Origin of the sequence: Reyranella sp. (assembly GCF_965279625.1) — a bacterium.
Taxonomy (GTDB): Bacteria; Pseudomonadota; Alphaproteobacteria; order Reyranellales; family Reyranellaceae; genus Reyranella.
The window spans coordinates 3,152,212-3,177,275 of record NZ_OZ257251.1 but is presented as its reverse complement, the minus strand read 5'-3'; the positions used below and the strand labels follow the sequence as shown (position 1 = coordinate 3,177,275).

The window sequence follows — 25,064 nt, the reverse complement described above, 5'->3', positions numbered from 1 at the left end:
GGCGTTACGCAGGTTCCAGGCGATAGAGGCCCCCACTGTCGGTGTGGGTGACCAGGTAGAGGAGGCCATCGGGCCCCTGACGAACGTCGCGGATATAGGGAAGCAGGTCGACGAGCAACCGCTCTTCCCCGAGGTAGCGGTCGCCGTCGAGTTCGATGCGGATCAGGGCGTTGTCGGAGAGGGCGCCGGTGAACACCGAGCCCTTCCAGCCGGGGAAGCGGTCCCCGCTGTAGAAGGCCAGCCCGCTGGGTGAGATCGAGGGCACCCACACGCGCACCGGATCCTCCATTCCGGGAAGGCTCTTGTTCGGGCTGATGGTCGAGCCGCTATAGTCGATCCCATGCGTCGCGCGGGGCCAGCCATAGTTGGCGCCCGCCTTCAGCAGGTTGAGTTCGTCGCCGCCGCGCGGCCCGTGCTCGGCCACCCAGATGCGGCCGGTGGCGGGATTCATCGCCATGCCCTGTGGGTTGCGATGGCCCCAGGTGAAGATCTCCGGTCGCGCGCCCTCACGGCCGACGAAGGGATTGTCCGGCGGGACCGAGCCGTCGTCGCGCAGCCGCACGACCTTGCCTCCGAGATCGGCGAGGTTCTGCGCACGCTGCATCTGGTAGCGCTCGCCGCAGGTCACGTAGAGCAGACCCGCTTGGTCGAAGACGATGCGCGAGCCGAAGTGCAGGCCGCCTGACGTGCGCGGCAGCGCCTCGAAGAGGCGCTGCACGCCGACTAGGGCATTGTTGCGGAACTCGGCCCGCGCCAGGACCGTCGCGGCGCCACCCTCGCCCTCGCCGGAATAGGTGAGATAGAGCTGGGCGTTCCGGGCGAAGTCGGGATGCAGGCAGATGTCGAGCAGTCCGCCCTGGCCCCGCGCAAAGACCTTGGGCAAGCCGCCGACGGGCGCCCGTTCCAGCCGGCCGTTGGCGAAGATCCGCAGCCGGCCCGGCCGCTCGGTGATCAGCAGGCGGCCGTCGGGCAGGAAGGCCATGCCCCACGGCTGTTCGAGGTCCAGCGTGAGCATTCTCAGACTGTAGGAAACCTTGCTGCTGCGCATGACCTGTTGGGCGCGCGCCACGGCAGGGGCTGCCAGTGCGGCGGCTACGGTCGCGGTGAGGAGGCGGCGACGTCCGAGAAAGACCTTCCCGAGCATAAACTCTCCTGTCGAAGGTCGCGCCGGGCTGGCGCATGAAAAGCCGGTCACTATACTCGACGCGCGCAAGCAGGCGACGTTCCCCGGTCGCCGCTGCAAGGGGAGAAATTTCAGATGTCCAAGTCCATCCTGATTCACGAAAACGGCGGCCCCGAGAAGATGAAGTTCGAGGACGTCGAGGTCGGCAAGCCCGGTCCCGGCCAGGTCAAGCTTCGTCACACGGCCATCGGCCTGAACTTCATCGACGTCTATACCCGCTCCGGCCTTTACCCGACGCCGCTGCCCAACGCGGTCGGTCGCGAAGCCGCCGGCGTCATCGTCGAGGTCGGGCCCCGGGTGAAGGGCTTCAAGAAAGGCGACCGCGTCGCTTATTGCGGCGTGCTGGGCGCCTACTGCCAGGAGCGCCTGATGGGCGTCGAACAGCTCGTGCAGGTGCCGAAGGGCGTCAGCGACGAGCAGGCCGCTGCGATCATGCTGAAGGGCATGACGACCGAGTATCTCGTCGACCGGACGGCGAAGGCCTGGCTGAAGAAGGGCGACACGATCCTGTTCCATGCCGCCGCCGGCGGCGTCGGGCTGCTGTTCGGCCAGTGGGCCAAGGCGCGCGGCTACAAGGTGATCGGCACGACGTCGTCGCCCGAGAAGGCCGCTCTCGCCAAGAAGAACGGCTACAAGTGGGTGATCGACTACACCAAGCAGGACATCGTGGCCGAGGTGAAGAAGATCACCAAGAACAAGGGCGTGCCCGTGGTATTCGACGGCGTCGGCAAGGACACCTGGGCGGCCTCGCTCGACTGCCTGCAGCCGCGCGGCCTGATGGTCTCCTTCGGCAACGCCTCGGGCGCCGTCGCACCGGTGCCGATCGGCATCCTCAACGCCAAGGGCTCGCTCTACCTGACGCGCCCCAGCCTCGCCGCCTACACGGCCACACGAGCCGACCTCGAGGCCAGCGCCCGGTCGCTGTTCAAGATGGTGAAGAGCGGCAAGGTGAAGATCTCGATCGACCAGCACTATCCGCTGGCCGAGGCCGCCCAGGCGCACGCGGACCTCGAGGGTCGCAAGACCACGGGCCAGACCGTCCTGGTTCCCTAGCGCCCACAAAGCCTCATCCTGGGGAGCGCTCGGCAGGAGCGCGTCTCGCAGGGTGGGCGAGCACCACGTCTGTGGCCCATCCTTCGAGACGGCCGCTGCAGCGGCCTCCTCGGGATGAGGCAGGCGAGGGGAACTTGAGTCGGAAAGAGTTCTAGATGGTCATCGTCGGACTGACCGGGTCGATCGGCATGGGCAAGTCGACCGCAGCGAAGATGCTGCGGGAGATGGGTGTCCCCGTGTACGACGCCGATGCCGCCGTTCACACCCTTCAGGCGCCGGGTGGCGCGGCGCTGCCCGGTATCGAGGCGGCATTTCCCGGTGTCGTGAAGGCGGGCGTGCTCGACCGTCAGGCGCTGGGCGCCCGCGTCTTCGGCAACAAGGAAGCGTTGCGTCGCCTGGAGGCGATCGTGCATCCGCTGGTCCACCGCATGCAGCGTGCCTTCCTGCGGCGCGCCGCGCTCGCCGGCGAGAAGCTGGTGGTGCTCGACATCCCGCTGCTGTTCGAGGGGATGGGAGAGCGTCGCGTCGATGCCACGCTGGTGGTCAGCGCCCCTGCCTTCCTGCAGCGTCGCCGCGTCATGGCGCGGCCCGGCATGACGGCGGACAAGTTCGAAGGCATCCTGCGTCAGCAGGTGCCGGACGCGCTGAAGCGGCGCAAGGCCAGCATCGTAATCCCGACCGGCATGGGCCTCGCTCCGACACGGGCCGCCCTCGGCAAAGCCGTGGCCGAGTTGCGCGGCCTGCGCGGACAGTTCTGGCCGCCCAATCCGTGGCGCGAGAAATTCACAGCCCGCCTCGCGCGTGCGCGTCGCAAGTAGGCAGGCAAACAGGCTACAAGATCGGGATGCGTGAAGTCGTCCTCGATACCGAGACCACCGGCCTCGATCCGCTCTCCGGCAACCGCATTGTCGAGATCGGCTGCATCGAGCTGGTGAACCTCGTGGCCACCGGCCGCTCGCTGCAGCTCTATCTGAATCCCGAGATGCCGATGCCGGCCGGGGCGCAGGAAGTGCACGGTCTCTCCGACGAATTCCTGGCCGACAAGCCACTGTTTGCCGACAAGGTCGACGAGCTGCTCGAATTCCTGAGTGACGCCCAGCTCGTCATCCACAACGCGCAGTTCGACCTGGGCTTCCTGAACGCCGAGCTCGCTCGCGTCGGCAAGCCCAAGCTCACGAACGATTATATCGACACCGTAACGATGGCGCGCCGCAAGTTTCCGGGCCAGCGCGCCAGCCTCGACTCGCTGTGCGATCGATTCGGCATCGACAACACCAAGCGCACCAAGCACGGCGCGCTGCTCGATTCGGAGCTTCTGGCGGAAGTCTATCTGGAGCTGAGCGGCGGCAGGCAGCGCGACCTCGGGCTGGCGCCAGAGATGGTCGCGACGGGTGTGCAAGGCCTCATGGACCAGAGTCGGCCCATCCGGCCGCCCCGGCCGCATGCGGCAAGCCCTGCCGAGCTCGCCGCACATGTCGAGTTCCTGAAGAAGATCAGCGATCCGCTCTGGCTGAAGGTCGACGCTTAGGCGTGACCGACGGGGCCGGCGGGGACGCCCGGCATCTGGCCGCCATTGGCCTCGAGCTGCTGGCGATAGAGCGCCACGAAGTCGACCGGCGCGATGTTGAGCGGCGGGAAGCCCGCCTCGCGCGTGGCGTTGGCCACGATGGCGCGGGCGAACGGGAAGAGCAGGCGCGGCGTCTCGATGAACAGCATCGGGCCGAAAGCCTCCTGCGGGATTTCGCCCAGGGTCACGGTGCCGGCGTAGATCAGCTCGAGCATGAACAGCGGCTCTTTCTCCGGCGTATGCGCGGAGGCCTCGATCGTCAGCGACACTTCGAAGGTCTTGGCGTCGAACTGACGATTGGCCACCTGCACGTTCAGGGTGAGCTGCGGCTGCGTCTGCTCGATCAGGCTCTGCGGCGCGCGCGGATTTTCGAAGCTGAAATCCTTGATGTACTGGCCGTGCATCGTGAGGGGGGCGGCGGGGCCTGCCTGGGCGGTCGTGCCGGCGGGCGGGGCGGACGGCGGAGGGGTGGTCGTCATGGCGCTCTTCCAATCGTCTTGGACAAAAGTTTGCTGCGGCGCGGCGGTACCATGCAGGGCTGCACTGCACAAGCAGCGGGCAGACTCCGGCGTCGGGCAATTGCCAAGGTGCGGGGCACCGGCGAAAATGAGGCTCCGTTATTTGCATCCTCCGGCACCCATGACCCGCTCCTCTCCGCGCCCGCTGATCGGTGTTTCCGCCTGCCTCAAGGAGAACGGTCGCGGCGGTTGGCATCACACGGTCGGCGAGAAATACGTCCAGGCGGCGATCCGCGCCGTCGGCGGCCTGCCGGTCCTGATCCCCGCCATCGGGCCGGAGTTCGGGGATGAACCCGGCTTCCTCGAGGCGATGGATCGTCTGCTCGACAGTCTCGATGGCGTGCTGCTGACCGGCAGCCCCTCCAATGTCGAGCCGCATCATTATGGCAAGGAGAGCCGCGAGGGCACGCTGCACGACCCTGCCCGCGATTCCACCACGCTGCCGCTGATCCGGCACACGATCGACCGCGGTGTGCCGCTGTTCGCGATCTGCCGCGGGCTGCAGGAGGTCAATGTCGCGCTGGGGGGATCGCTTCACCAGCATGTGCACGAGGTCGAGGGACGGCGCGATCACCGCTCGCCCAAGTCGCCCGACATGGACGTGAACTATGCGCCGGCCCACGACATCGACATCGCCGAAGGCGGCCTGCTGCAGAACCTGCTCGGAACCCGACGCGCGACGGTCAACTCGCTGCACGGACAGGGCGTCGACACGCTGGCGCCGCGCGCGCGGCTCGAGGCGACCTGCTGCGAGGACGGGCAGGTCGAGGCGCTGAGCGTGCCCGACGCGCCGGGCTTCGTGCTCGCTCTGCAATGGCACCCCGAATACAAGGCGCTCGAAAACCCGGTCTCGATGAAGCTCTTCGATGCCTTCGCCGCTGCCTGCCGGGCGCGGATGGTGGCGCGAACCGTGCCGATGCTGCGCGCCGCCGAATAGGGCCGCCATGTCCGCGCCGACCCCGTCAGCATCGACCACGGGCAACAACGCACGGCGCGACTTTTACGAGCGCATCGGCGGCCTCTCGATGGCGCCGCTGTGGGAATCGCTGCACCAGCTCGTGCCGCCCATGCCGGCGCCGAAGTACCAGGCGGCGCACTGGGACTATGACAAGGTCCGCCCGTTCCTGATGGAATCGGGCGCGCTCATCACCGCCAAGGAGGCGGTGCGCAGGGTGCTGATCCTCGAGAACCCAGCCATGACGGGCAGCGCCTGCATCACGCCGACCCTCTATGCCGGCCTGCAGCTGATTCTTCCGGGCGAAGTCGCGCCGAGTCACCGCCACACCCAATCGGCCCTGCGCTTCATCGTCGAAGGCGAGGGCGCCTATACCGCGGTCGACGGCGAGCGCACGATCATGCACGAGGGCGACTTCGTCATCACGCCGACCTGGACCTGGCACGATCACGGCAACGATTCGTCGAAGCCGATGGTGTGGCTGGATGGGCTCGACATCCCGCTGGTCGCGATGTTCAACGCCGGCTTCGCCGAAACCGGCGAGACCGACGAGCAGGTGGTGACGACGCCGCAGGGCACGTCCGACGCGAAGTATGCGAGCGGTCTCCTGCCGGTCGACTGGAAGCCGGCGAAGCAGACCTCGCCGATCTTCAACTATCCCTATGCCCGCACCCGCGAGGCGCTGGAAGGTCTCGCGAGGGCCGGCGCGCCCGACCCCTGCCACGGCTACAAGCTGCGCTACGTCAACCCGGCGAACGGCGGCGCGCCGATCGCCACCATGGGCACCTTCATGCAGTTGCTGCCAAAGGGCTTCGCGACCGCACCCTATCGCAGCACCGACGGCACGGTGTTCTCGGTGGTCGAGGGGGAGGGCGAAAGCCGGATCGGCGATCAGGTGATGTGCTGGAAGAAGCGCGATCATTTCGTCGTGCCGAGCTGGGCCCGGGTCGAGCATCGCGCCGACAGCGACGCCGTCGTGTTCTCCTTCTCCGATCGCCCCATCCAGGAGAAGCTCGACCTGTGGCGCGAGGATCGCGGCGGGAAGTGAAGCTAACTGTCGTCCTGAGCGAAGCGAAGGACCTGACGGATCGACCGAAGCACTCCGCAACGGATGTGAGATCCTTCGCTGCGCTCAGCAACCATTAAGAATGCACTATGCGGCGACGCGGCGAGATGAGATCCACGGGGTGCCGCGGGCGACGACGGCGTTGACCTGGATGAGCATCTTGCGCGCACAGGCGATCATGATCTTACGATGGGGTTTGCCGGCGGTCTTCAGGCGTTGATACAGCGCCTTGATGGCCGGATTCCAGCGGAAGGCTGCCGCGAGGCTGGCGGCATAGAGCGCGCGACGCACCCGATCGCGGCCGCCGCCGATGCGGCTCTGGCCTCTCCATTTGCCCGACTGCCGCACGAAGGGAGCCAGCCCCGCCAGGGAGACAATCGGTTCACGCTCGAGACGCCCGAGTTCGGGCAGCAGCAGCAGCAGGCTGAGCGCGGTGCGCTCGCCGACCCCGTCGACGCTCTGGATCAGTTGCAGCCGGGCCAGCAGGTCAGGCTCGGCGGCGATGCTCTTCATCAGCAGGATCCGCTCTGCCGCCTCGCGCCGTTCCAGCCGCTCGACCTCCCGGCGCAGGAAGCGGCGCACATGCGCCAGATGCGCGGCCTCCAGGCGCGTCTTGGCCCGCACCACGTCGTCCTCCAGCTGCTCGATCAGCCGCAGATGCTCGGCAAGGGGAACCAGCCGCGCATCCGAAGCCTCGTGCACCTTGTCGAGCAACGCCGCGCAGGTGGCGATCAGCGCCGCATCCAGTGGGTCACTCTTGGCCCGGCGCAGGCGGTATTGCGCGAACGCCCGGACCTGTAGGGGCTGCAATACCGCTACTTCGAAGCCGGCCTCGCGCAACGTGCCAGTCACTTCCTGCGAGTACGAACCGGTGGATTCCAGACCGACCCGCACGACCTGCGCCGCGCGGAGCCATTGGATCAGCTGGTGATGGCCGGCCGCACTGTTGTCGAACGCCATGCGGTCTGCCGCGCCGTGCAGCGCCACGTCCAGCCGCGCCTTGCCGATGTCGATCCCGGCTACGACCATGCTAACATCGCTCATCTTCGTCCATCCTGCCTCGTCTTCGAACCTGGAGTTCGGGCAACCATCCGGATCGGGTGAAGAGGCCGGCCGCGATCTTGCTGAGCTCATCCCCCAAAGGGATCAGACGACGTCGATCCGACGACCGGCCGCGCGGGCCCGGATGGCCATCCGGGCCCGCGCGCTCCTTGCGAAGCGTCTAAAGGCTAGCCGTTTTTGCTAAGACGAGGATGACAAGAGAGGGCCAGGTTGTTTTACACCTCCAGCCAGCCCGCTTCCCTGACGCGGTCGCGGTAGGTCTTGCTCACCGGGACCTGCAGGCCGTTGCGCAGGATCAGGACGAGCCGTCCGGCCGTCCGGTCGACCGAGGCGACGGCGCCTTCGGCCACCCACCAGGAGCGATGAACCTGCCGCCCCCGGTCCGGCCCCAGCTCGGCCAGCGCATCGCGGAGCCGCATCAACACCAGGTCGCTGCCGAGGGCGGTGTGGATGCGGAGATAGTGGTCCTCCATCTCCAGCGCGATCAGGTCGCGGCCCAGCGCCGGCGGAACCCGGCGCAGGAAGTCGGGTGCGGCGGACGGGGCTGAGTCGGCCTCGGGGATGGGGGGCGGCTGCGGCAGGGCGGCGACCCGGGCGCGCTCGGCATCGGCCGCCGCGCGCAGGCGCTGCTCGACGAACAGGCCGAACACCACCGCGATGGCCGCCGTGAGCAGGGCGTTCTCGGGGAAGATGTAGGGGGCGGCCCGGAGCGGGATCGGGCGGCCGAGCCACGTTTGGACGACGATGACCTCGAAGGTGCTGGGGATCGCCGCCAGCACGCCGACCAGGGCCATGCGGCCGGCGACCGGCCAGCGGTCGATGGGCTCGATGCGTCCGAACCACGCCGCCAAGGTCACGATCTGCAGCCAGCTCAGCCCGCCGATGATGCCGAAGTAGGCGATGCGGCGGCCGAGCTCCAGGTGCTCGTAGGTGCCGAAGGGCCCGGTCACGCCCAGGACGACGGCGAGCCCGAGGACCGCCGGCAACTGGTACGGCAACGACCGGACATAGGGCGATTCGCGCATCGTGAACGGATGAATGACGGCAGATCGCGAAAAACGCCAGCATTTCCACGAAGCGACGATGGAGCCGGACCGGTAGGGCGCGGAAGGTGAGGGCAACGCCGCCATCCCCGAGGTCCCCAATGCCGTCACTTTTCGAAACCCTTCTTCAGATCGTCAGGAACACCCCGCTCTGGGTGTGGCCGCTGATGGCGCTCGTGGTCTGGCTGGGGGTGCTCGGGCTGCGGACGCGGACCCTGCCGCTGTGGCGGCTGGCGGTGCTGCCGGCCGTCGGCCTCGTCCTGTCCTTCGTCGGACTGGGTCAGGCCGTCCAGCCCGCGCTGGCCCTGGTCGCCTGGCTGGCGGCATTGGCGGCCGCCCTGCCGCTGGGCGACCTGCTGGGCCGCCGCCGCCCCGTGCGGCGCCTCGAGGATGGCCGGCTGGAGATCGCCGGCGGCTGGTTCATGCTGGTCTTCGGCATTGGAATCTTCGCCGCGCGCTATGCGCTGGGCGTCGTCTTCGGGATGGCGCCATCGCTCAGGGCCGAGCCTGCCTGGATCGCCGTGGCGGGCGGCGTTGGCGGCTTCGTGGCCGGCCTTGGCCTCGGCTGGCTGGGCGGTGTGGGCGGCCGGTCCAACCGCTGGATCCGGCGGCTCCGGTGGGCGCCCGCGATCTTCCTGCTCACCGTGGCGGCGGGCCTCGGCGGTGCCATCGCCTTCAGCAGTCCCGGTGAACTGCCGCGCCTGCTCGCGGGCGATTCCCTGCCGGGCATGTCGACCTGGAACATGGCCGAGCTTCCTCCCGTTCAGCGCGTGATGGCGCGCGACGGGGCGCCCCTGGCCTACCGGGTCTATCCGGCCCGGCCCGACCGCGCCGTCGTGCTGGTCCACGGCTCGTCGAGCGCCAGCATCTCGATGCACAAGTCGGCGCAGGCGCTGCAGGCGGCGGGGGCCACGGTCTATTCGATCAGCCTGCGCGGCCATGGCGGAAGCGGCACGGCCATTGGCGACACGTCGTATCGCAGCCAGCTCGACGACGACCTCATGGATTTCCTGAAGGCGACCGGCCTCACGGATCCGAAGATCCAGCGGACCTTGATCGGCTTCTCGTCCGGCGGCGGCTTCGTGCTGCGCGCGGCCAGCGGCGCCAACCGGCAGGCTTTCGATGCCTATCTCGCGGTCTCGCCCTACATCGCGCAGGATGCCCCCACCACGCGACCGGCCTCGGGCGGCTGGGCGAGCGTGGCGGTGCCGCGCGTGATCGCGCTCACGGTCCTCGATGGCTTCGGCCTGCCCTGGTTCCAGGGACTGCCGGTCGTGCGCTTCGCCACCGCTTCGGGGCCGAGCGAGAACCGCACCCCGGCCTACTCCTTCCGGCTGGCCGCGGCGCTTCAACTCAGCCGCGACTGGCGGCGCGAGATTGCGCGCATCGACCGGCCGACGATCGTCGCCGTCGGGGCGAACGACGAATTGTTCCGGGCCGAGCAGTACGCTCCCCTGCTCAAGGAACTCAACCCGCAGATTTCCGTCGAGGTCGTGCCGGGCCTCGGCCATCTCGACATGATTGCCCAGGAGCGGGCCTGCACAGCGATCGCCGCGCTTTGGCGGCGGCTGTCAGGAGAAAGCGGGACCTGAGCCGGGCCGCGACGTCAGGCGACGCGCTTCTTCTGCGCCGCGATGGAGCCGGCGCACTGGTCCGGTGGCAACGGCCGCAGCTGGGTATCGTAGGCGTCGGCAAACTCGGCCTTAAAGGGCTGGCCGTCGCGCTGGTACATCGAGACGAAGAGGGTGCAGGCGTCCGACTTGTAGCGCAGCACCCGGGCCGTTCCGTCCTTGCGATCGAGCTGCGGGGCGCCGAACAAGGCGACCAGTTGGGCCTCGTCGAGACCCTTGATGCGATCCGCAGGGATCGGCGACCCGGCGTTGCGCGAACTGAAGACGCCCTTTTCCCCGGCGCCCAGTGAATATTCCTGGGTGCCGCCCGTCTGGCAGCCACCCAGCAGAAGGATGGCCGCGAGTGCCCCAAATGCAGATCTCATAGATTTACTTTAACGCGGCCCGGTCGGTCGGTTAAGGGGCGGCTTCAGCGTCTGGGCGATGTGCACCATCGTCGCCATGCCGAGCACCGGGACGATCAGGTTGAGGATCGGGACAGTGCCCAGGAACACGATTCCGATGCCCGTCAGCCAGAGTGTGCCGGTATTGGCCTTGCGCCAGGCCTTGACCTCGGCCGGGTCGCGGCGGCGCAGCGCCACCTGCTCGTAGTATTCGCGGCCCGTCAGCAAGCCGTTGACGCCATAGAAAAGGACCGCGCCCAGACCGGCGACGAACAGCGCCACCACATAGAAGGGCAGCATCACCAGATTGATCGCCACGAGGGTGAACAGGAACAGGATGCCCGACCAGAGCCCGGTCCAGAGCGGAATGCCGCGGGCGGGACCGAGTTGCGGATAGTGCCGGGCTTCGACGATGTCGGCGATCCGCTCCATGAAGACGGAGATCACGATGCCGAAGCTCGCCGGGAACAGCATCAGCGCCAGGACCACCACGGCGCCGCCGCCCAGCCAGCGGATGGTCTCGTTCACCCATGACCACTGGAAGGTCGCAAGCGATTGCAACCCCCACCAGGCCAGCACGCCCAATGCGATCTGCAGCACCAGCGACAGAGCCAGCGACTGCCAGACGATGCTGCGCAGCTTGGGATCGCCAAGCTGCTGCACCGCCAGTTCGAAGGCACGGATCATGGGTGGCCCTTCAGGAGTGTGATGTCAGGCCTGCGGGCCGACGACGCCGGTGGCCTTCAGTTCGCCGATCTCCTTGGCCGAGAAGCCGCGCTCGGAGAGGATCTCGTCGGTGTGCTGGCCGCGCTTGGCCGCCGGGCCCTTCACGCCTTCCTTGGTGCGCGAGAAGCGCGGCGCGGCGGCCGGCTGGGCGAAGCCGGCCACGTCGACATAGGCGTTGCGCGCCTTGGCGTGCGCGTGGTGCGGCGCTTCCTTCATGCTCAGCACCGGCGCAAAGCAGATGTCCGTGCCTTCCATGATCGCGCACCATTCGTCGCGCGTCCTGGTCTTGAAGATGGTGCTCAGCCGGTCTTTGAGCTGTCCCCAGGCCTTGCGATCCATCTGCGCCGGCAGCGGCTCGTCCTTCAGGCCGGTCTTCTCGAGCAACAGCGCATAGAACTGCGGTTCGATCGAGCCGATGGAGACATGCTTGCCGTCCTTGGTCTCGTAGGTGCCATAGAAGTGCGCGCCGCCATCGAGCATGTTGCCTTCGCGCTCGTCGTTCCAAAGACCGGCCCCGGCCATGCCGTAGATGCCGCCCAATAGCAGCGCGGCACCGTCGACCATGGCGGCATCGACCACCTGGCCCTTGCCGGAGCGCTGGGCCTCCAGCAGGCCGCACACCATGCCGAAGGCCAGCAGCATGCCGCCGCCGCCGAAATCGCCCACGAGATTGAGGGGCGGCACCGGCTTGTCCTTGCCGCCGATCGCATGCAGCGCGCCGGTCAACGCGATGTAGTTGATATCGTGGCCCGCGGCCTTGGCGAGCGGGCCGTCCTGGCCCCAGCCGGTCATGCGGCCGTAGACGAGCTTGGGATTGCGCGCGAGGCAGACGTCCGGCCCGAGGCCCAGCCGCTCGGCGACACCGGGACGGAACGGCTCGGTCATGCCGTCGGCCTTTTCGATCAGGCGCAGCACGACTTCGACGCCCGCCTTGCTCTGCAGGTCGACCGAGACCGAACGACGGCTCCTGTTGTGAACGGCGAACTTCGGATCGGCCAGCCGGTCCATGACATGCGCCTTGGTGCGGTCGACCCGGATCACGTCGGCGCCCATGTCGCCCAGCATCATCGAGCACATCGGGCCGGGACCGATACCGGCCAGCTCTACGATCGTCAGTCCAGTGAGCGGACCCGCCATGATTTCCTCCTGCAGAATGAGCGTTCTTCTGTCGAACGGCGATGGTAGCCGAAGGGTTCGGCGTTACAAAACCCGTCACGCGGTCTAAAGTCCGCGCCGCGAGTGGGACGGTCGGAGGAAACGGGATGGGGTTGGGCCGCATTGTCGCGTCGGCGGTGATTGCGTTCGGCATGACCGGTGGCGCGTTGGCGCAGCAGGCCGAAGCGCCGCCGCCCAAGGAGTATAACCAGGAATTCCTGGTGCCGGGCTCGTGGTTCCATGGCGTGCATGGGCTTGCCTTCAACAAGGACGATCAGCTGTTCGCCGGCTCGGTGATCGGCCAGACGCTGTATCGCGTCCAGGTCGACTCGGGCGAGGTCGACCGCGTGATCGATCCGCCGACTGGCATGGCCGACGACATCGCCTTCGCCGAGGACGGGACCATGGCCTGGACGGCCTTCCTGATCGGCAAGGTCTATATCCGCAAGCCCAACGGCAAGACGATCGAGGTCGCCCAGGGGCTGAGCGGTCCCAATTCGCTTGCGTTCGGCAAGGATGGGCGACTGTTCGTGTCCGAGGTCTTCCTCGGCGACGCGCTCTACGAGATCGACATCAAGAACGTCGACAAGCCCGACTTCAAGCCGCTGGCGCGCAACGAACTGCGCCGCATCGCCGAGAAGCTGGGCGGCCTCAACGGCTTCGAGGTCCACAAGGACGACGGCTTTCTCTACGGCCCGCTCTGGTTCAAGGGCGAGATCGTGAAGGTGAATCTCGAGAGCGGCGCCACCGAAGTGATCGCCTCGGGCTTCAAGACCCCGGCCGCCGCCAACATCGATCCGCAGAACCGCGACAACCTCTACGTCGTCGATACCGGTACGGGCGGCATCTGGAGCGTGAGCCTCACCAGCAAGGCCAAGAAGCTGGTGGCCTCGATGAAGCCCGGCCTCGACAATCTCGCCTTCGATTCGCGTGGCCGGCTGTTCGTCACCTCGATGACCGACAACGGCGTCTACCTGGTCGACAAGCAGACCGGCGCGCATCGTACCATCGTGGAAGGCAAGCTCGCCGTTCCGTCCGACCTCGCGGTGACCAGCGAAGGCGGCAAGGACACGGTGCACGTGGCCGACGTGTTCAGCTATCGCACCGTCGACGGCGCCGATGGCGCGGTGAAGGACGTACTGCGCGTGCATGGCGAGACGCACGCCTATCCGATCGGCATCTCCGTCGGGCCGAAGAACGTGCTGCTCTCGAGCTGGTTCTCCAACACCGTCGAGAAGGTCGACCGCAAGACCGGCAAGCTCGTGGCGACGCTGGGCGACTTCGCCGCCCCCGTCGATGCGGTGGAGTTCGCCGACGGCACGATGTACGTGGCCGAGCTGGCGAGCGGCAACCTCGTGAAGGTGAGCGCCGACGGCAAGGAGCGCAGCACCGTGATGAAGGAGCTGCGCGGTCCCGTCGCCATGGTCCACGGGCCCGGCCCGCTGATCTACGTCACCGAGATCTCGGCCGGCGCCGTCACCGAGATCAACGTCACCGCGGGGACACGCAAGGTGGTGGCCGACAATCTCACCGGCCCCGAGGGCATCGATCTTGGTCCGGACGGGCGGCTCTACGTCGCCGAAGTCGGCCAGAAGCGCGTCGTCGCCATCGATCCCGCGACCGGCGCGAAGACGGTGATCGCGTCGAACCTCGATATCGGCCTGGCGCCGTTCCCCGGCGGACCGCCGGCGCTGGTGCCGACGGGTGTCGCGGTCGGCCGCACCGGCATCGTCTATGTCAGCGCCGACATCCGGAACTCGCTCTACAAATTGACGCCGCCGTAGTCGGCGCACTCCAAAGAGGCTGAAATGGCCGGTATTCCGTTCATCAGGGACTTCAAGTTCGACTACGGCACGGCGATGGAAGTGACGCCGCTGATCCGAAGGGTCGTCGCCAACAATCCCAACCCCTTCACCTTCAAGGGCACCGGCACCTACATCATCGGCCATGGCAACGTGGCGGTCGTCGATCCCGGCCCCGATCAGCAGGAGCATATCGACGCCGTCCTGCGCGCGTTGCGTGGCGAGACGGTGACGCACATCCTGGTGACGCACACCCATATCGATCACGTGCCGGCCACGCCCGCGCTGGCCAAGGCGACCGGTGCCAAGGTCTACAGCTACGGCCCGCACCCGACGCCGGAAGGCGTCACGACGGAGCAGGCGGGCGATTTCTCCTTCGCGCCCGACATCAAGCTGAACGATGGCGACGTCATCGAGGGCGACGGCTGGAACGTCGAGGCGGTCTATACGCCGGGACACATCTCCAACCATCTCTGCTTCGCGGTGAAGGAAGACAAGGCGCTGCTCACGGGCGACCATGTGATGGGCTGGTCGACGGCGGTGATCTCGCCGCCCGACGGCAACATGGCCGACTACTTCAATTCGCTGCGCAAGCTGCTGCCGCGCGACGAGAGCCTCTACATTCCGACGCATGGCGCGGAGATCCGCGATCCCAATCCGTTCGTGCAGGCCTATATCGAGCATCGGCTGGGCCGCGAAGCGCAGATCATCGCCCGTCTCAAGGACGGTCCGCAGACCGTTCCGCAGATGGTCGCCAAGAACTATGCCGACACGCCGGTCCACCTCCATCCCGCGGCCGGCCGCTCGATGCTGGCCCATCTCGTCCAGATGGTGAAGGACGGACGGGTCAAGACCGAGGACGGACGCGCGACGATCGACAGCGTCTACCGGCTGTAGGGGAACGACAAATGGACATGAAGCTTTCCGGCAAGACCGTGCTGATCACCGGCGGCAGCCGCGGCATCGGCTTCGCCTGCGCCATGGGATTCGCGGCCGAGGGCTGCACCGTGCACATCGCCTCGCGGTCGAAGGAGTCTCTTGAAGCGGCGCGCGAGAAAATCCGGGCCCGCCACAACGTGCCGGTCGAGATCCATCCTGCCGACTTCTCGAACGGCGACACGGCGCGCAGCGTCGTCGAGGCCGTGGGCCATGCCGATATCCTGGTGAACAATGCCGGCGCCATCCCGCAGGGCGACGTCTTCGGCATGACCGAGCCCAAGTGGCGCGAGGCCTGGGATCTCAAGGTGTTCGGCTACGTCAACGCCACGCGCGCCATGCTGGAGAAGATGTATGCCCGCAAGGCGGGTGTCGTCGTGAACGTGATCGGCTTGGCCGGCGAGAGCTTCAACTACGACTATGTCGCCGGCACGATGGGTAACGCCGGTATCATGGCCTTTACCCGCGCGGTGGGGTCGAAGAGCGTCGATCACGGTGTGCGCGTGGTGGGAATTAATCCGCCGGCCACCCGCACCGACCGCATGCTGACGCGGTTGCGCGAACAGGCTGAAAAGAAGTTCGGCGATCCCGAGCGTTGGGCGGAGCTGACGAAGCACATGCCGTTCGGCCGTGCCGCCGAGCCCGACGAGGTCGCCGACCTCGCCGTTTTCCTCGCCTCCGACCGCGCCAGCTACATCAGCGGCGTGGTCATGACCCTCGATGGCGGACAGGCGGCCCGCCATTAGTCGGGTGGCCGCTCTTCCTTCGGCGCTCTCGGACATTGCCTAAGGCTTAGCGGCTTGTAATCAAGCCGCGGCCTGCCGCTCCTGGGGCTGAGCTTCGCTCAGCCTAGTAGACCTGGCGCATCACCTGGGCGGCGAAGCCGTCGACGGCCGACTTCTTCTGCGCTTCGCTGAGCTTGCTGTCGGCGGCCACGGCCGGGCAGTAGGCGGTGACGAGGTAGTTGACGACCTCGGCGCTCTCGACGCCGGGATAGCGGATGCGCAGATCGGCCGTCGCCGACGCGATCGCGTTGAAGGTGTCGCCGCTCGCGAGCTGCTTGCCGACGGCGGTCATCTGCGCCGGGGTTTCCTTCAGGATGCCGGGCTTGGCCGTCGGCTGCGGCTTGGGGCAGTCGAGTGCCCAGGCGGGAAGGGCTGCCGAGGTGGCGAGGACGGCAGCGGCGGCCAGGGTGGCAAGGCGAAGCATTGATCGGTCTCCCGTGATGATGTCCGGAAAAGCGATAGCAAAACCGGAATCAATAGTCGCCCGGAACTGCAAACGGCTGGGCGCATTCACACTCTCAGTGCGATTCGTCGCCACCCGTCATCTGCTGTAGAAATCAACCTCGTAGCGACCTCCGCCGAGCGAGGGGCGCTTCATGAGCGTGCGGAACGCCTTTTTGCGTTGTATGCGCGCCTTTGCCGGAAAGGCCGACATCCTTGAAATTGTTCGCGTGGCGCGCCTTCGGGCGCGCGCGACCCGCTGCTATTCGGGAAGACGAAGACGCCATCCGCAGCGAGCTGTTCGGGATCGAGCGGCTGGAGCAACACGCGCAAAGCCTGGCGGCCAGCCAACCCGTCCATGCCGCTCTGACCGCCGGCAAGTCGCTCGTTGTCCGCCTGCGCGACAACGAGCGCGTGCTGCTGGAGGCCTATCGTTCGATTGCGGCGGCCGTCGATGCCGGCCGGACGGTGACGCCCGCCGCCGAATGGCTCCTCGATAACTTCCATCTCGTGGAGCAGCAGGTCCGGGAGGTCCGGACCGACCTTCCCCCAGGTTACTATCGCCAGCTTCCCAAACTCAGCGAAGGACCGCTGGCCGACTATCCGCGGGTGTTCGGCCTGGCCTGGGCCTTCGTGGCCCATAGCGACAGTCGCTTCGATCCGGAAACGCTCACCCGCTTTGTGCGCGCGTACCAGACGGTCCAGCCGCTCTCCATCGGCGAGTTGTGGGCCGTCGCGATCACGCTCCGCATCGTCCTGATCGAGAACCTGCGTCGTTCGGCCAGCCGCATCGTCAACCGGCGCACGGAGCGCGAGCAGGCCGATCTCGTCGCCGATCGCCTGTTGGGAGTGAAAGATCACGCGGCGGACCCCGCGGCTCTCCAGCCGTATGACCGGGAAGGCTTTTCCGAAGGCTTTGCCGTCCAGCTCGTCCATCGCCTGCGCGACCAGGATCCCGAGACGACCCCGGCCGTGGGCTGGCTCGAGAAGCGCCTGGCGCGCGAGGGAACAAGCGCCGACGAGCTGGTGCGGCGCGAGCATCAGCTGCAGGGCGCGACCAACGTCACGGTCCGCAACATCATCACGAGCATGCGGCTGGTCTCCGATGTCGATTGGTCGAAGCTGTTCGAGGAGGTGAGTCCGGTCGATGACGTGCTGCGAACCGGTGGTGTCTTCGTCGACATGGATTTTGCGGGCCGTAACCTCTATCGCACCGCCATCGAGCAGATCGCCCGTGGTACGGCGCTCGACGAACCGGAGATCGCCCGGCGCGCTCTCGCCGTGGCGGCGGACTGCGCCGTCGACGACGATGGAGACGCGCGGCGGCGCGAGCCGGGCTACCATCTCATCGGCAGCGGCCGCCGGGCGTTCGAACGGTCGGTCGGCTTCCGCACCAGGGGACTGACCGTGCGGCGGCGGCTCGTGCGGACCGGTCTGGCGGGTTATGTCGGCGCCGTTGCCGTCACGGCCGGCATCGTACTCCTGCTGCCGCTACTCGGTCTGTCGCTGCTCGGGCTTCATGGCCCGCTGCTGCTCGGGATGGCCGCCGCGGGTCTGTTGCCCGCGGTCGATGCTGCACTCCTGGTGGTCAACCGGCTGATCACCGGAGGCTTCGGCGCCACGCTGCTGCCCAGCCTCGAACTGCGCGATGGCGTGCCGGCGCATCTGCGGACGGTCGTGGCCATTCCCACCCTGCTCACGACGCAGGCAGCGATCGAAGAGCTGATCGGGAGCCTCGAGGTCCATCATCTCTCCAATCCGGCCGGTGCGATTCATTTCGCTCTCCTGTCGGACTGGACGGACGCGCCTGCCGAATCGATGCCGGAGGATGCGGCCCTGCTCGCGACCGCGGTCGAGGGTATCGCGCGCCTCAATCGCCGCTATCCGGCGGAAGCGGGCGTCGATCGGTTCTTTCTGCTTCATCGCCGGCGCGGATGGAACGAGGCGCAAGGGGCCTGGATCGGCTGGGAGCGCAAGCGCGGCAAGCTGCACGAGTTCAACCATCTGCTGCGCGGCTCGACGGGCACGACCTTCGTCGCCGTGCCGGGCGCCGAGCGGGCACTGCCCGCGGATGTGCGCTACGTCGTGACCCTCGATTCCGATACGCGCCTGCCGCGCGACGCGATCGTTCGCCTGGTCGGCAAGATGGCCCATCCGCTGAACCGGCCGCGCTTCGACGCGGCCCGGCATCGCGTGGTCGAAGGCTATGGCGTCCTGCAGCCGCGCGTCACGCCCTCGCTGCCGGTCGGCGCCGAGGGTTCGCGGTTCCAGCGCGTCTTCTCCAACAATAGCGGTATCGATCCCTACGCCTCGGCCGTGTCGGACGTCTATCAGGACCTGTTCGGAGAGGGCTCCTATTCCGGCAAGGGCATCTACGACATCGACGCCTTCGAGGCGTCGCTGCAGGGGCGCGTTCCCGACAGCATGATGCTGAGCCACGATCTCTTCGAAGGGACTTTCGCGCGCTCGGGCCTCGCTTCCGACATCGAGGTCATCGAGGAATTTCCCGCGCGTTACGACGTGGCGGCGGCGCGCCAGCATCGCTGGGCGAGGGGCGACTGGCAGCTCCTGCCGTGGATGCTGGGAGCCGTGAAGTCGACAGGCTCCGGTTCGCGGGCGGAGTTCCTGCCCGCGATCGGCTTCTGGAAAATGTTCGACAATCTGCGTCGCACGCTATCGGCGCCGGCGGCGGTCGTCGCCTTGCTGGCGGGATGGACGCTGCCTCTCGCGGCCGCGCTGGTCTGGACGGGTTTCGTGCTGCTGGTCATCGCGCTGCCGACGCTCTTGCCGGCGATCGCGGCCCTGTTTCCGCGACATGCGAAGATCTCGACCCGCAGTCATCTTGATGCGCTGTGGAGCGACGTCGTTTCGGCGGCCCTGCAGACGGCCATGCTCGTCGTCTTCCTGGGTCACCATGCCTGGCTGATGGCCGACGCGATCGGCCGGACTTTGTTCCGGCTCGTGGTCAGCCATCGTCGTCTCCTCGAATGGATCACTGCCGCCCAGTCCAAGCAGAGCGTACGGGCCGGGTGGCCTGGCCTCTACGGCAAGATGGCAGGAAGCGTCGTGGTCGCGGTCGTCGCCGCTTGCGTGGTCTGGCTGGTCGGCCGCGCGGCGATCCCGGTCGCCGCCCCGTTCGTGCTGGCATGGCTGCTGGCGCCCGCGGTCGCCGACTGGGTGAGCCGTCCGCCGCGCGACGCCGGCAGCCTGCGGATAAAGCCCGCCGAAGCGGCCTCGCTACGCCTCATCGCGCGCCAGACCTGGCGCTTCTTCGAGACGTTCGTCACCGAGGCGGACAACATGCTGCCGCCGGACAACTTCCAGGAGGCGCCGACGCCCGTCGTGGCGCATCGCACGTCGCCGACCAATCTCGGTCTGCTGCTCCTCTCGACGGCCGCTGCCCGCGAGTTCGGCTGGATCGGCACCGCCGAGGCGGTGGAGCGCCTTGAAGCCACCCTCGCAACGATGGAGAGGCTGCAACGGTTTCGGGGACACTTCTTCAACTGGTACGACACGAGTGATCTGCGCCCCCTCGAGCCGCGCTACGTCTCGACGGTAGACAGCGGCAACCTCGCCGGACACCTGATCGCGCTTGCCAATGCCTGTGGCGCCTGGCGCACACGAGGCTCCGCGCGGCCTGATGGCGCGCGCGGCGCGTCCGACAGTCTCGCCCTCGCCCGCGAGGCCCTGTCGGCGCTGTCCGACGATCGCCGCACCCATCTCGTCACGCGGCCCGAACTCGTTCGGGCGTTCGACGGTCTGGCGGCGGCCCTGTCCGGGTCACCGGTCCGCCTCGAAGCGGCACTGGCGATGGCGGAAACCGCCGTCGACCTCGCGCGCACGCTCACGAGCGAGCGTGCCGATCCGGAGAGCGCCGACATGCTGTTCTGGATCGAGGCGGCTCATCGCACGATTGCCAGCCATCATCGCGACGCCCTGACCGACGGGATGACGGATGATCTGGACCGTCGACTGCTCACGGTCGAGACCTCCGCGCGGGCCATGGCGAGCGCCATGGAGTTCGACTTCCTGTTCGATGAGCGCCGCCGGTTGCTGTCGATCGGTTTCCTGATTGCCGAAGACCGGCTCGACGTCAATTGCTACGACCTTCTTGCCTCCGAGGCGCGGCTGGCGAGCTTCTTCGCCATCGCGGCAGGCGATATCCCGGCGCGACACTGGTTTCGGCTGGGCCGCGAGGTCACGCCGGTCGCCCACAGTGCTGCCCTGGTCTCGTGGTCGGGATCGATGTTCGAATATCTGATGCCGTCGCTGGTGATGCGTGCGCCGCTCGGCAGCCTGCTCGAGAAGACCAACCGTCTCATCGTCCGCCGGCAGATTCAGTACGCGAGCGAACTCGGTCTGCCGTGGGGGATATCGGAGTCGGCGTACAATGCCCGCGACAAGGATTTCACCTACCAGTATTCGAATTTCGGCGTGCCCGGACTCGGCTTCAAGCGCGGCCTGAGCGAGAACCTCGTTATTGCACCCTATGCCACCGGCCTGGCCGCCATGGTCGATCCCGCGGCGGCGGCCGCCAATTTCGACCGGCTGGCCACCTTCGGTGCGCGCGGCCGCTACGGCTTCTACGAGGCGCTCGATTTCACGCCGTCGCGCCTGCCGGACGGCGAGGGGCGCGCAGTCGTGCTTGCCTACATGGCCCATCACCAGGGCATGACGGTGGTGGCCATTGCCAATGCCCTGCTCGACGGCGTGATGCGGTCACGCTTCCATGCCGAACCGGGCGTTCAAGCGACGGAACTGCTGCTGCAGGAGCGCGCGCCACGCGATGTCGCGGTCGCCCATCCGCGCGCCGAGGAAGTCGGCGCCAGCGCGCTGGTCAAGGATGTCGAGCCGGCCTTGGTGCGGCGCCTGCGCAACCCGCACGCCGCCAGCCCTTCGGTTCATCTTCTGTCGAACGGACGCTATTCGGTCATGCTGACGGCGGCAGGCTCCGGCTACAGCCAATGGGGCCCCCAGGCGGTAACCCGTTGGCGCGAGGACACGACGCGCGACGACTGGGGGAGCTACGTCTTTCTGCGCGACATCGAGTCCGGCGCGGTCTGGTCGGCCACACCTCAACCATGTCGCCAGCGCCCCGATCGCTTCGAGGTGATGTTCGCCGAAGACCGCGCCGAGTTCGTGCGCCACGATGGCACGCTGGTCACCAGCCTCGATGTCGTCGTCTCTCCGGAGGACGACGCGGAAGTCAGGCGCGTGACGCTGACCAATGTCGGCAGGCTGCCGCGTACCGTCGAGCTGACGTCTTACTCTGAAATCGTCCTGGCGCCGCGCGGCGCGGATGCGGCGCACCAGGCCTTCTCCAAGATGTTCGTGCACACCGAATATCTGCCGGCCTCCGGCGCACTGCTGGCCACGCGACGGCGTCGCGGGCCGGGCGAGCCCGAGCTGTGGGCGGCTCATCTGGCGGTGGTGGAAGGCGTGGCTGTGGGCGAGATCGAGGTCGAGACCGATCGCGCCCGTTTCATCGGTCGCGGCAACGAGATCGGCGACTCGATCGCGGTAACCGACGGTCGCCGGCTTTCCGGCACGGTGGGGTCGGTCCTCGATCCGGTGTTCGCTCTGCGCCGGCGCCTGCGGGTGCCCGCAGGCGGCATGGCGCGGATCGCCTTCTGGACAGTCGTCACATCGACACGCGAAGCGTTGCTCGACGCGATCGACCGGCACCTCGACGTCAATGCCTTCACGCGCGCCACCACGCTCGCCTGGACGCAGGCGCAGGTTCAGCTTCGCCATCTCGACATCGATGCGGTCGAGGCGAGCTACTTCCAGCGCCTGGCGGGACACGTGCTCTATGCCAATCCGGCGCTTCGCTCCTCCCCCGACGCGATACGGCGCGGCCTCGCTGCGCCGCCGACCCTGTGGTCGCAAGGCATCTCCGGCGATCTGCCGATCGTGCTGGTGCGCGTCGAGGAGATCGAGGACACCGGCATCGTCCGCGAACTCCTGCGGGCGCGCGAGTACTGGCAACTCAAGGGCCTGTCGGTCGATCTCGTGATCCTGAACGAGCGCAGCACCTCGTATGTGCAGGATCTCCAGTCCATGCTCGAAACCCTGGTTCGTGCCAGCCGGTCCCGGACCCATCTCGGGGTCGAGAATTTACCCGGCGCCGTCTTCGTCCTGCGCACCGATCTGATTTCCACCGAGACCAGGGCCCTCCTGATTGCTCTTGCCCGCGTGGTGCTGCGCGGCGGACGTGGCAGCCTGTCGGACCAGCTCGACCGGCTCAAGTCGCCGCGCGGAGTCGCGCCACCGCTCCGTCGTGCCCTTGCCGTCGATGCCGGCTCCAAGCGAGTGCCGCCGCAGCCGGTGGCCCTGGCTGCGCTGCAGTTCTTCAACGGGCTCGGCGGCTTCTCACCCAATGGCCGGGAGTACGTCACCGTCCTCGGCCCCGGCCAGTCGACACCGGCACCGTGGATCAACGTGATTTCGAACGAGTCGTTCGGCTTTCAGGTGGCGGCCGACGGCGGCGGCTACACCTGGTCGCAGAACAGCCGCGACAACCAGCTCACGCCCTGGTCCAACGATCCGGTGGTCGACCGGCCCGGCGAGGCATTCTATGTGCGCGACCTCGACAGCGGCGAGTTGTGGACGCCGACGGCGCAGCCCGTGCGCCTTGAGCAGGCGACCTACATCGTCCGGCATGGCCGCGGCTACAGCCGGTTCGAGCTGGTGGCGAACGGCATCGCGCTCGATCTGCTGCAATACGTTCCCATGGGCGATTCCCTCAAGATATCGCGGCTGACCATCCGCAACATCTCCGACCGTCCGCGCCGGCTCTCGGTCACCGCCTATGTCGAATGGGTCCTGGGCCTTGCCCGCGGCACCTCCGGCCCGACGGTCGTCACGGAGCGGGACGGCGAGACCGGTGCAATCTTCGCGCGCAACAGATGGAATCTTCATCATGGCGGTCGTGTCGCATTTGCCGATCTCGCAGGGCGCCAGACCGCCTGGACGGGCGATCGCGGCGAATTCATCGGCCGCAACGGCAGGATGGACCATCCCGCGGCGCTCAGCGCCGATCTACCGCTGTCGCAGCGCCTCGGCGCGGGCCTCGATCCCTGCGCCGCCTTGCAGACCACTGTCGACCTGAAGCCGGGCGGCGTGCAAGAGGTCGTGTGCTTCCTGGGACAGGCGGCCGACGAGGCCGAGGCGCGCGCGCTGATCGCGCGCTACAGGGTTGCCGACCTGGCCGCCGTGCATCGCGAGGCTGTGGGATTCTGGGACGGTGTCCTGGGTACCGTGCAGGTGAAGACTCCCGATCCCGCGACCGACATCCTGTTGAATGGCTGGCTGCTCTATCAGTCGCTGGCCTGCCGCTACTGGGCGCGGTCGGCCTTCTATCAGGCGAGCGGCGCCTATGGCTTCCGCGACCAGCTCCAGGACGCGATGTCGCTGTCCTTGCCGATGCCCGCGCTGGCGCGCGCCCATATCCTGCGCGCGGCGTCGCGGCAGTTCGTAGAGGGCGATGTCCAGCATTGGTGGTTTCCGATCGCCGGCCAAGGTGTGCGCACACGCATCTCGGATGATCGTGCGTGGCTCGCCACGGTTGCCGCGCACTATGTCGAGACGACCGGCGATGTCGCGATCCTCGACGAGCGCGTTTCCTTCCTCGACGGACCGGCGCTTCGCGAGGGCGAACACGATCTCTACTTCCAGCCCGGCGAGGCCGACGAGACCGCGTCGCTGTTCGAGCATTGCGCGCGCGGCCTCGATCTCAGCCTGGCCACCGGCGCGCACGGCCTCCCGCTGATCGGCACGGGCGACTGGAACGACGGCATGAACCGGGTGGGCGAGGCGGGGCGCGGCGAGAGCGTCTGGCTGGGCTGGTTCCTGTACGCGGCCCTGCTTGCGTTCGCGCCCATCGCCGAACGCCGCGGCGAAACGCGACGGGCAGCCAGCTGGATCGCCCATGCCGCGGCGCTGAAGACTGCGCTCGACCGCGAGGCGTGGGACGGTGCCTGGTATCGCCGTGGCTACTACGACGACGGCACGCCGCTGGGCTCGGCCACGAGCGAAGAGTGCCGCATCGATGCCATCGCCCAGTCGTGGGCCGCGATCTCGGGCGCCGCCGACCCGGCGCGGGCCATACAGGCGATGGAGTCGCTCGACAGGATGCTCGTGCATCGCGGCGACCGGCTGGCACTGCTGTTCACGCCGCCCTTCGACAAGACTCCGCTCGATCCCGGATACATCAAGGGCTACCCGCCGGGTATCCGCGAGAATGGCGGGCAGTACACGCATGCAGCAGCCTGGTCGATCATGGGGTTCGCGGCACTGGGCCAGGGCGACAAGGCCCACGAGCTTTTCGCGCTGATCAACCCGATCAATCATGCCGCGACCCGCGCCGGCGTGCTGCGATACAAGGTCGAGCCCTATGTCGTGGCAGCCGACGTCTATTCGGTGGCGCCGCATGTCGGGCGAGGCGGCTGGACCTGGTACACGGGCTCGGCCGGCTGGCTCTATCGGGCCGGCGTCGAGTCGATCCTCGGCCTCAAGGTGAAGGGCGACCGGTTCGAGGTCGCGCCCTGCCTGCCGGCAGCGTGGCCGGGCTTCGAGATGACTCTTACTCTGGGTGGATCTGTCTACGAGATTGCTGTGCGCAATCCCGCGGGCGTCAGCGGCGGTGTCGTCGCCGTCGAGCTGGACGGCGCGACCCAGCCGGTGGCGGACGGCAAGGCGGTAATCCGCCTGAGCGACGAGGTCGCCCGGCGGACCGTCGTGGTGACTCTGGGCTGAG

General features: G+C 67.7%; 18 protein-coding genes. 10 read left to right on the top strand and 8 right to left on the bottom strand.

Translation table 11 applies throughout. The annotated features are described in order from the left end of the window. Positions 1–4: 4 nt before the first annotated feature. Entirely contained in the window at positions 5–1,144 is a 1,140-nt protein-coding gene (locus ACQY78_RS15400) for a PQQ-dependent sugar dehydrogenase (RefSeq protein ID WP_428676472.1), read from the bottom strand. Positions 1,145–1,258: 114 nt separating this feature from the next. On the opposite strand from ACQY78_RS15400, the gene ACQY78_RS15395 reads away from it, so the two are divergent. From ACQY78_RS15395 to dnaQ, 3 genes are all read left to right on the top strand, one after another. Then, the gene (locus ACQY78_RS15395; protein WP_428676470.1) at positions 1,259–2,236 is read left to right on the top strand and encodes a quinone oxidoreductase family protein; all 978 of its coding nucleotides are present in this window, start codon (positions 1,259–1,261) and stop codon (positions 2,234–2,236) included. A gap of 155 nt (positions 2,237–2,391) precedes the next feature. After that, entirely contained in the window at positions 2,392–3,054 is a 663-nt protein-coding gene (gene coaE, locus ACQY78_RS15390; RefSeq protein WP_428676468.1) for a dephospho-CoA kinase, read from the top strand. 26 nt (positions 3,055–3,080) lie between these two features. Beyond that, the gene (dnaQ, locus tag ACQY78_RS15385; protein WP_428676466.1) at positions 3,081–3,764 is read left to right on the top strand and encodes a DNA polymerase III subunit epsilon; all 684 of its coding nucleotides are present in this window, start codon (positions 3,081–3,083) and stop codon (positions 3,762–3,764) included. Here the strand turns inward: dnaQ and secB are convergent. Beyond that, positions 3,761–4,282 carry a protein-export chaperone SecB gene (gene secB, locus ACQY78_RS15380; RefSeq protein ID WP_428676464.1) on the bottom strand — a complete coding sequence of 174 codons (522 nt, stop codon included), beginning with the start codon at positions 4,280–4,282 and terminating at the stop codon, positions 3,761–3,763. The genes dnaQ and secB overlap by 4 nt on opposite strands. 160 nt (positions 4,283–4,442) lie before the next feature. Here secB and ACQY78_RS15375 point away from each other — a divergent pair, with 160 nt between their 5' ends. After that, positions 4,443–5,258 (top strand): gamma-glutamyl-gamma-aminobutyrate hydrolase family protein, encoded by an 816-nt coding sequence (locus ACQY78_RS15375; protein ID WP_428676462.1) that lies wholly within the window; start codon positions 4,443–4,445, stop codon positions 5,256–5,258. Positions 5,259–5,265: 7 nt separating this feature from the next. Next, a complete protein-coding gene (gene gtdA / locus ACQY78_RS15370; protein WP_428676460.1) occupies positions 5,266–6,324 on the top strand; it encodes a gentisate 1,2-dioxygenase in 1,059 nt (352 codons plus the stop codon). Positions 6,325–6,429: 105 nt separating this feature from the next. On the opposite strand, the gene ACQY78_RS15365 is transcribed toward gtdA, so the two are convergent. Together ACQY78_RS15365 and ACQY78_RS15360 are read right to left on the bottom strand one after the other, a co-directional pair. Continuing rightward, the gene (locus ACQY78_RS15365) at positions 6,430–7,371 is read right to left on the bottom strand and encodes an IS110 family transposase (protein ID WP_428676459.1); all 942 of its coding nucleotides are present in this window, start codon (positions 7,369–7,371) and stop codon (positions 6,430–6,432) included. A 248-nt stretch (positions 7,372–7,619) separates the two neighbouring features. Then, the gene (locus ACQY78_RS15360; RefSeq protein ID WP_428676457.1) at positions 7,620–8,525 is read right to left on the bottom strand and encodes a LytTR family DNA-binding domain-containing protein; all 906 of its coding nucleotides are present in this window, start codon (positions 8,523–8,525) and stop codon (positions 7,620–7,622) included. Positions 8,526–8,548: 23 nt separating this feature from the next. On the opposite strand from ACQY78_RS15360, the gene ACQY78_RS15355 reads away from it, so the two are divergent. Continuing rightward, on the top strand, positions 8,549–10,039 hold the full coding sequence (locus ACQY78_RS15355) for an alpha/beta fold hydrolase (RefSeq protein WP_428676455.1): 1,491 nt from the start codon (positions 8,549–8,551) through the stop codon (positions 10,037–10,039). Positions 10,040–10,053: 14 nt separating this feature from the next. Here the strand turns inward: ACQY78_RS15355 and ACQY78_RS15350 are convergent, their stop codons facing one another. Genes ACQY78_RS15350 through ACQY78_RS15340 form a run of 3 tightly spaced genes read right to left on the bottom strand, consistent with a single transcriptional unit; the run spans position 10,054 to position 12,324 of the window. Continuing rightward, positions 10,054–10,443, bottom strand: a complete 390-nt coding sequence (locus tag ACQY78_RS15350) for a hypothetical protein (protein WP_428676453.1) — start codon at positions 10,441–10,443, stop codon at positions 10,054–10,056. 9 nt (positions 10,444–10,452) lie between these two features. Next, the gene (locus tag ACQY78_RS15345) at positions 10,453–11,148 is read right to left on the bottom strand and encodes an EI24 domain-containing protein (protein ID WP_428676451.1); all 696 of its coding nucleotides are present in this window, start codon (positions 11,146–11,148) and stop codon (positions 10,453–10,455) included. Between the two features lie 24 nt (positions 11,149–11,172). Further along, positions 11,173–12,324: a CaiB/BaiF CoA transferase family protein gene (locus ACQY78_RS15340; protein WP_428676449.1), complete on the bottom strand. Its 1,152-nt coding sequence runs from the start codon at positions 12,322–12,324 to the stop codon at positions 11,173–11,175. Between the two features lie 125 nt (positions 12,325–12,449). On the opposite strand from ACQY78_RS15340, the gene ACQY78_RS15335 reads away from it, so the two are divergent. The 3 genes from ACQY78_RS15335 to ACQY78_RS15325 are packed head-to-tail and all read left to right on the top strand — an operon-like array spanning position 12,450 to position 15,826. Further along, on the top strand, positions 12,450–14,126 hold the full coding sequence (locus ACQY78_RS15335; RefSeq protein WP_428676448.1) for a hypothetical protein: 1,677 nt from the start codon (positions 12,450–12,452) through the stop codon (positions 14,124–14,126). 24 nt (positions 14,127–14,150) lie between these two features. Beyond that, a complete protein-coding gene (locus ACQY78_RS15330) occupies positions 14,151–15,041 on the top strand; it encodes an MBL fold metallo-hydrolase (protein ID WP_425068562.1) in 891 nt (296 codons plus the stop codon). Between the two features lie 11 nt (positions 15,042–15,052). Next, positions 15,053–15,826, top strand: a complete 774-nt coding sequence (locus ACQY78_RS15325) for a short-chain dehydrogenase/reductase (RefSeq protein ID WP_428676446.1) — start codon at positions 15,053–15,055, stop codon at positions 15,824–15,826. Positions 15,827–15,929: 103 nt separating this feature from the next. Here the strand turns inward: ACQY78_RS15325 and ACQY78_RS15320 are convergent, their stop codons facing one another. Continuing rightward, positions 15,930–16,289 (bottom strand): hypothetical protein, encoded by a 360-nt coding sequence (locus ACQY78_RS15320; protein WP_428676444.1) that lies wholly within the window; start codon positions 16,287–16,289, stop codon positions 15,930–15,932. 233 nt (positions 16,290–16,522) lie between these two features. Between ACQY78_RS15320 and ACQY78_RS15315 the strand changes: the two genes are divergently transcribed. Beyond that, complete coding sequence (locus ACQY78_RS15315; protein WP_428676442.1) at positions 16,523–25,063, top strand: GH36-type glycosyl hydrolase domain-containing protein; 8,541 nt, start codon at positions 16,523–16,525, stop codon at positions 25,061–25,063. The last annotated feature ends 1 nt before the right edge of the window (position 25,064 follow it).

Bases quoted from the DNA above. Each gene is read 5' to 3' on its own strand.
- ACQY78_RS15325 (WP_428676446.1), top strand. From the start codon at position 15,053: ATGGACATGAAGCTTTCCGGCAAGACCGTGCTGATCACCGGCGGCAGC.
- ACQY78_RS15320 (WP_428676444.1), bottom strand. From the start codon at position 16,289: ATGCTTCGCCTTGCCACCCTGGCCGCCGCTGCCGTCCTCGCCACCTCG.
- ACQY78_RS15400 (WP_428676472.1), bottom strand. From the start codon at position 1,144: ATGCTCGGGAAGGTCTTTCTCGGACGTCGCCGCCTCCTCACCGCGACC.
- ACQY78_RS15395 (WP_428676470.1), top strand. From the start codon at position 1,259: ATGTCCAAGTCCATCCTGATTCACGAAAACGGCGGCCCCGAGAAGATG.
- ACQY78_RS15330 (WP_425068562.1), top strand. From the start codon at position 14,151: ATGGCCGGTATTCCGTTCATCAGGGACTTCAAGTTCGACTACGGCACG.
- coaE (WP_428676468.1), top strand. From the start codon at position 2,392: ATGGTCATCGTCGGACTGACCGGGTCGATCGGCATGGGCAAGTCGACC.
- gtdA (WP_428676460.1), top strand. From the start codon at position 5,266: ATGTCCGCGCCGACCCCGTCAGCATCGACCACGGGCAACAACGCACGG.
- ACQY78_RS15345 (WP_428676451.1), bottom strand. From the start codon at position 11,148: ATGATCCGTGCCTTCGAACTGGCGGTGCAGCAGCTTGGCGATCCCAAG.
- ACQY78_RS15340 (WP_428676449.1), bottom strand. From the start codon at position 12,324: ATGGCGGGTCCGCTCACTGGACTGACGATCGTAGAGCTGGCCGGTATC.
- ACQY78_RS15375 (WP_428676462.1), top strand. From the start codon at position 4,443: ATGACCCGCTCCTCTCCGCGCCCGCTGATCGGTGTTTCCGCCTGCCTC.
- dnaQ (WP_428676466.1), top strand. From the start codon at position 3,081: ATGCGTGAAGTCGTCCTCGATACCGAGACCACCGGCCTCGATCCGCTC.
- secB (WP_428676464.1), bottom strand. From the start codon at position 4,282: ATGACGACCACCCCTCCGCCGTCCGCCCCGCCCGCCGGCACGACCGCC.
- ACQY78_RS15350 (WP_428676453.1), bottom strand. From the start codon at position 10,443: ATGAGATCTGCATTTGGGGCACTCGCGGCCATCCTTCTGCTGGGTGGC.
- ACQY78_RS15365 (WP_428676459.1), bottom strand. From the start codon at position 7,371: ATGGTCGTAGCCGGGATCGACATCGGCAAGGCGCGGCTGGACGTGGCG.
- ACQY78_RS15335 (WP_428676448.1), top strand. From the start codon at position 12,450: ATGGGGTTGGGCCGCATTGTCGCGTCGGCGGTGATTGCGTTCGGCATG.
- ACQY78_RS15355 (WP_428676455.1), top strand. From the start codon at position 8,549: ATGCCGTCACTTTTCGAAACCCTTCTTCAGATCGTCAGGAACACCCCG.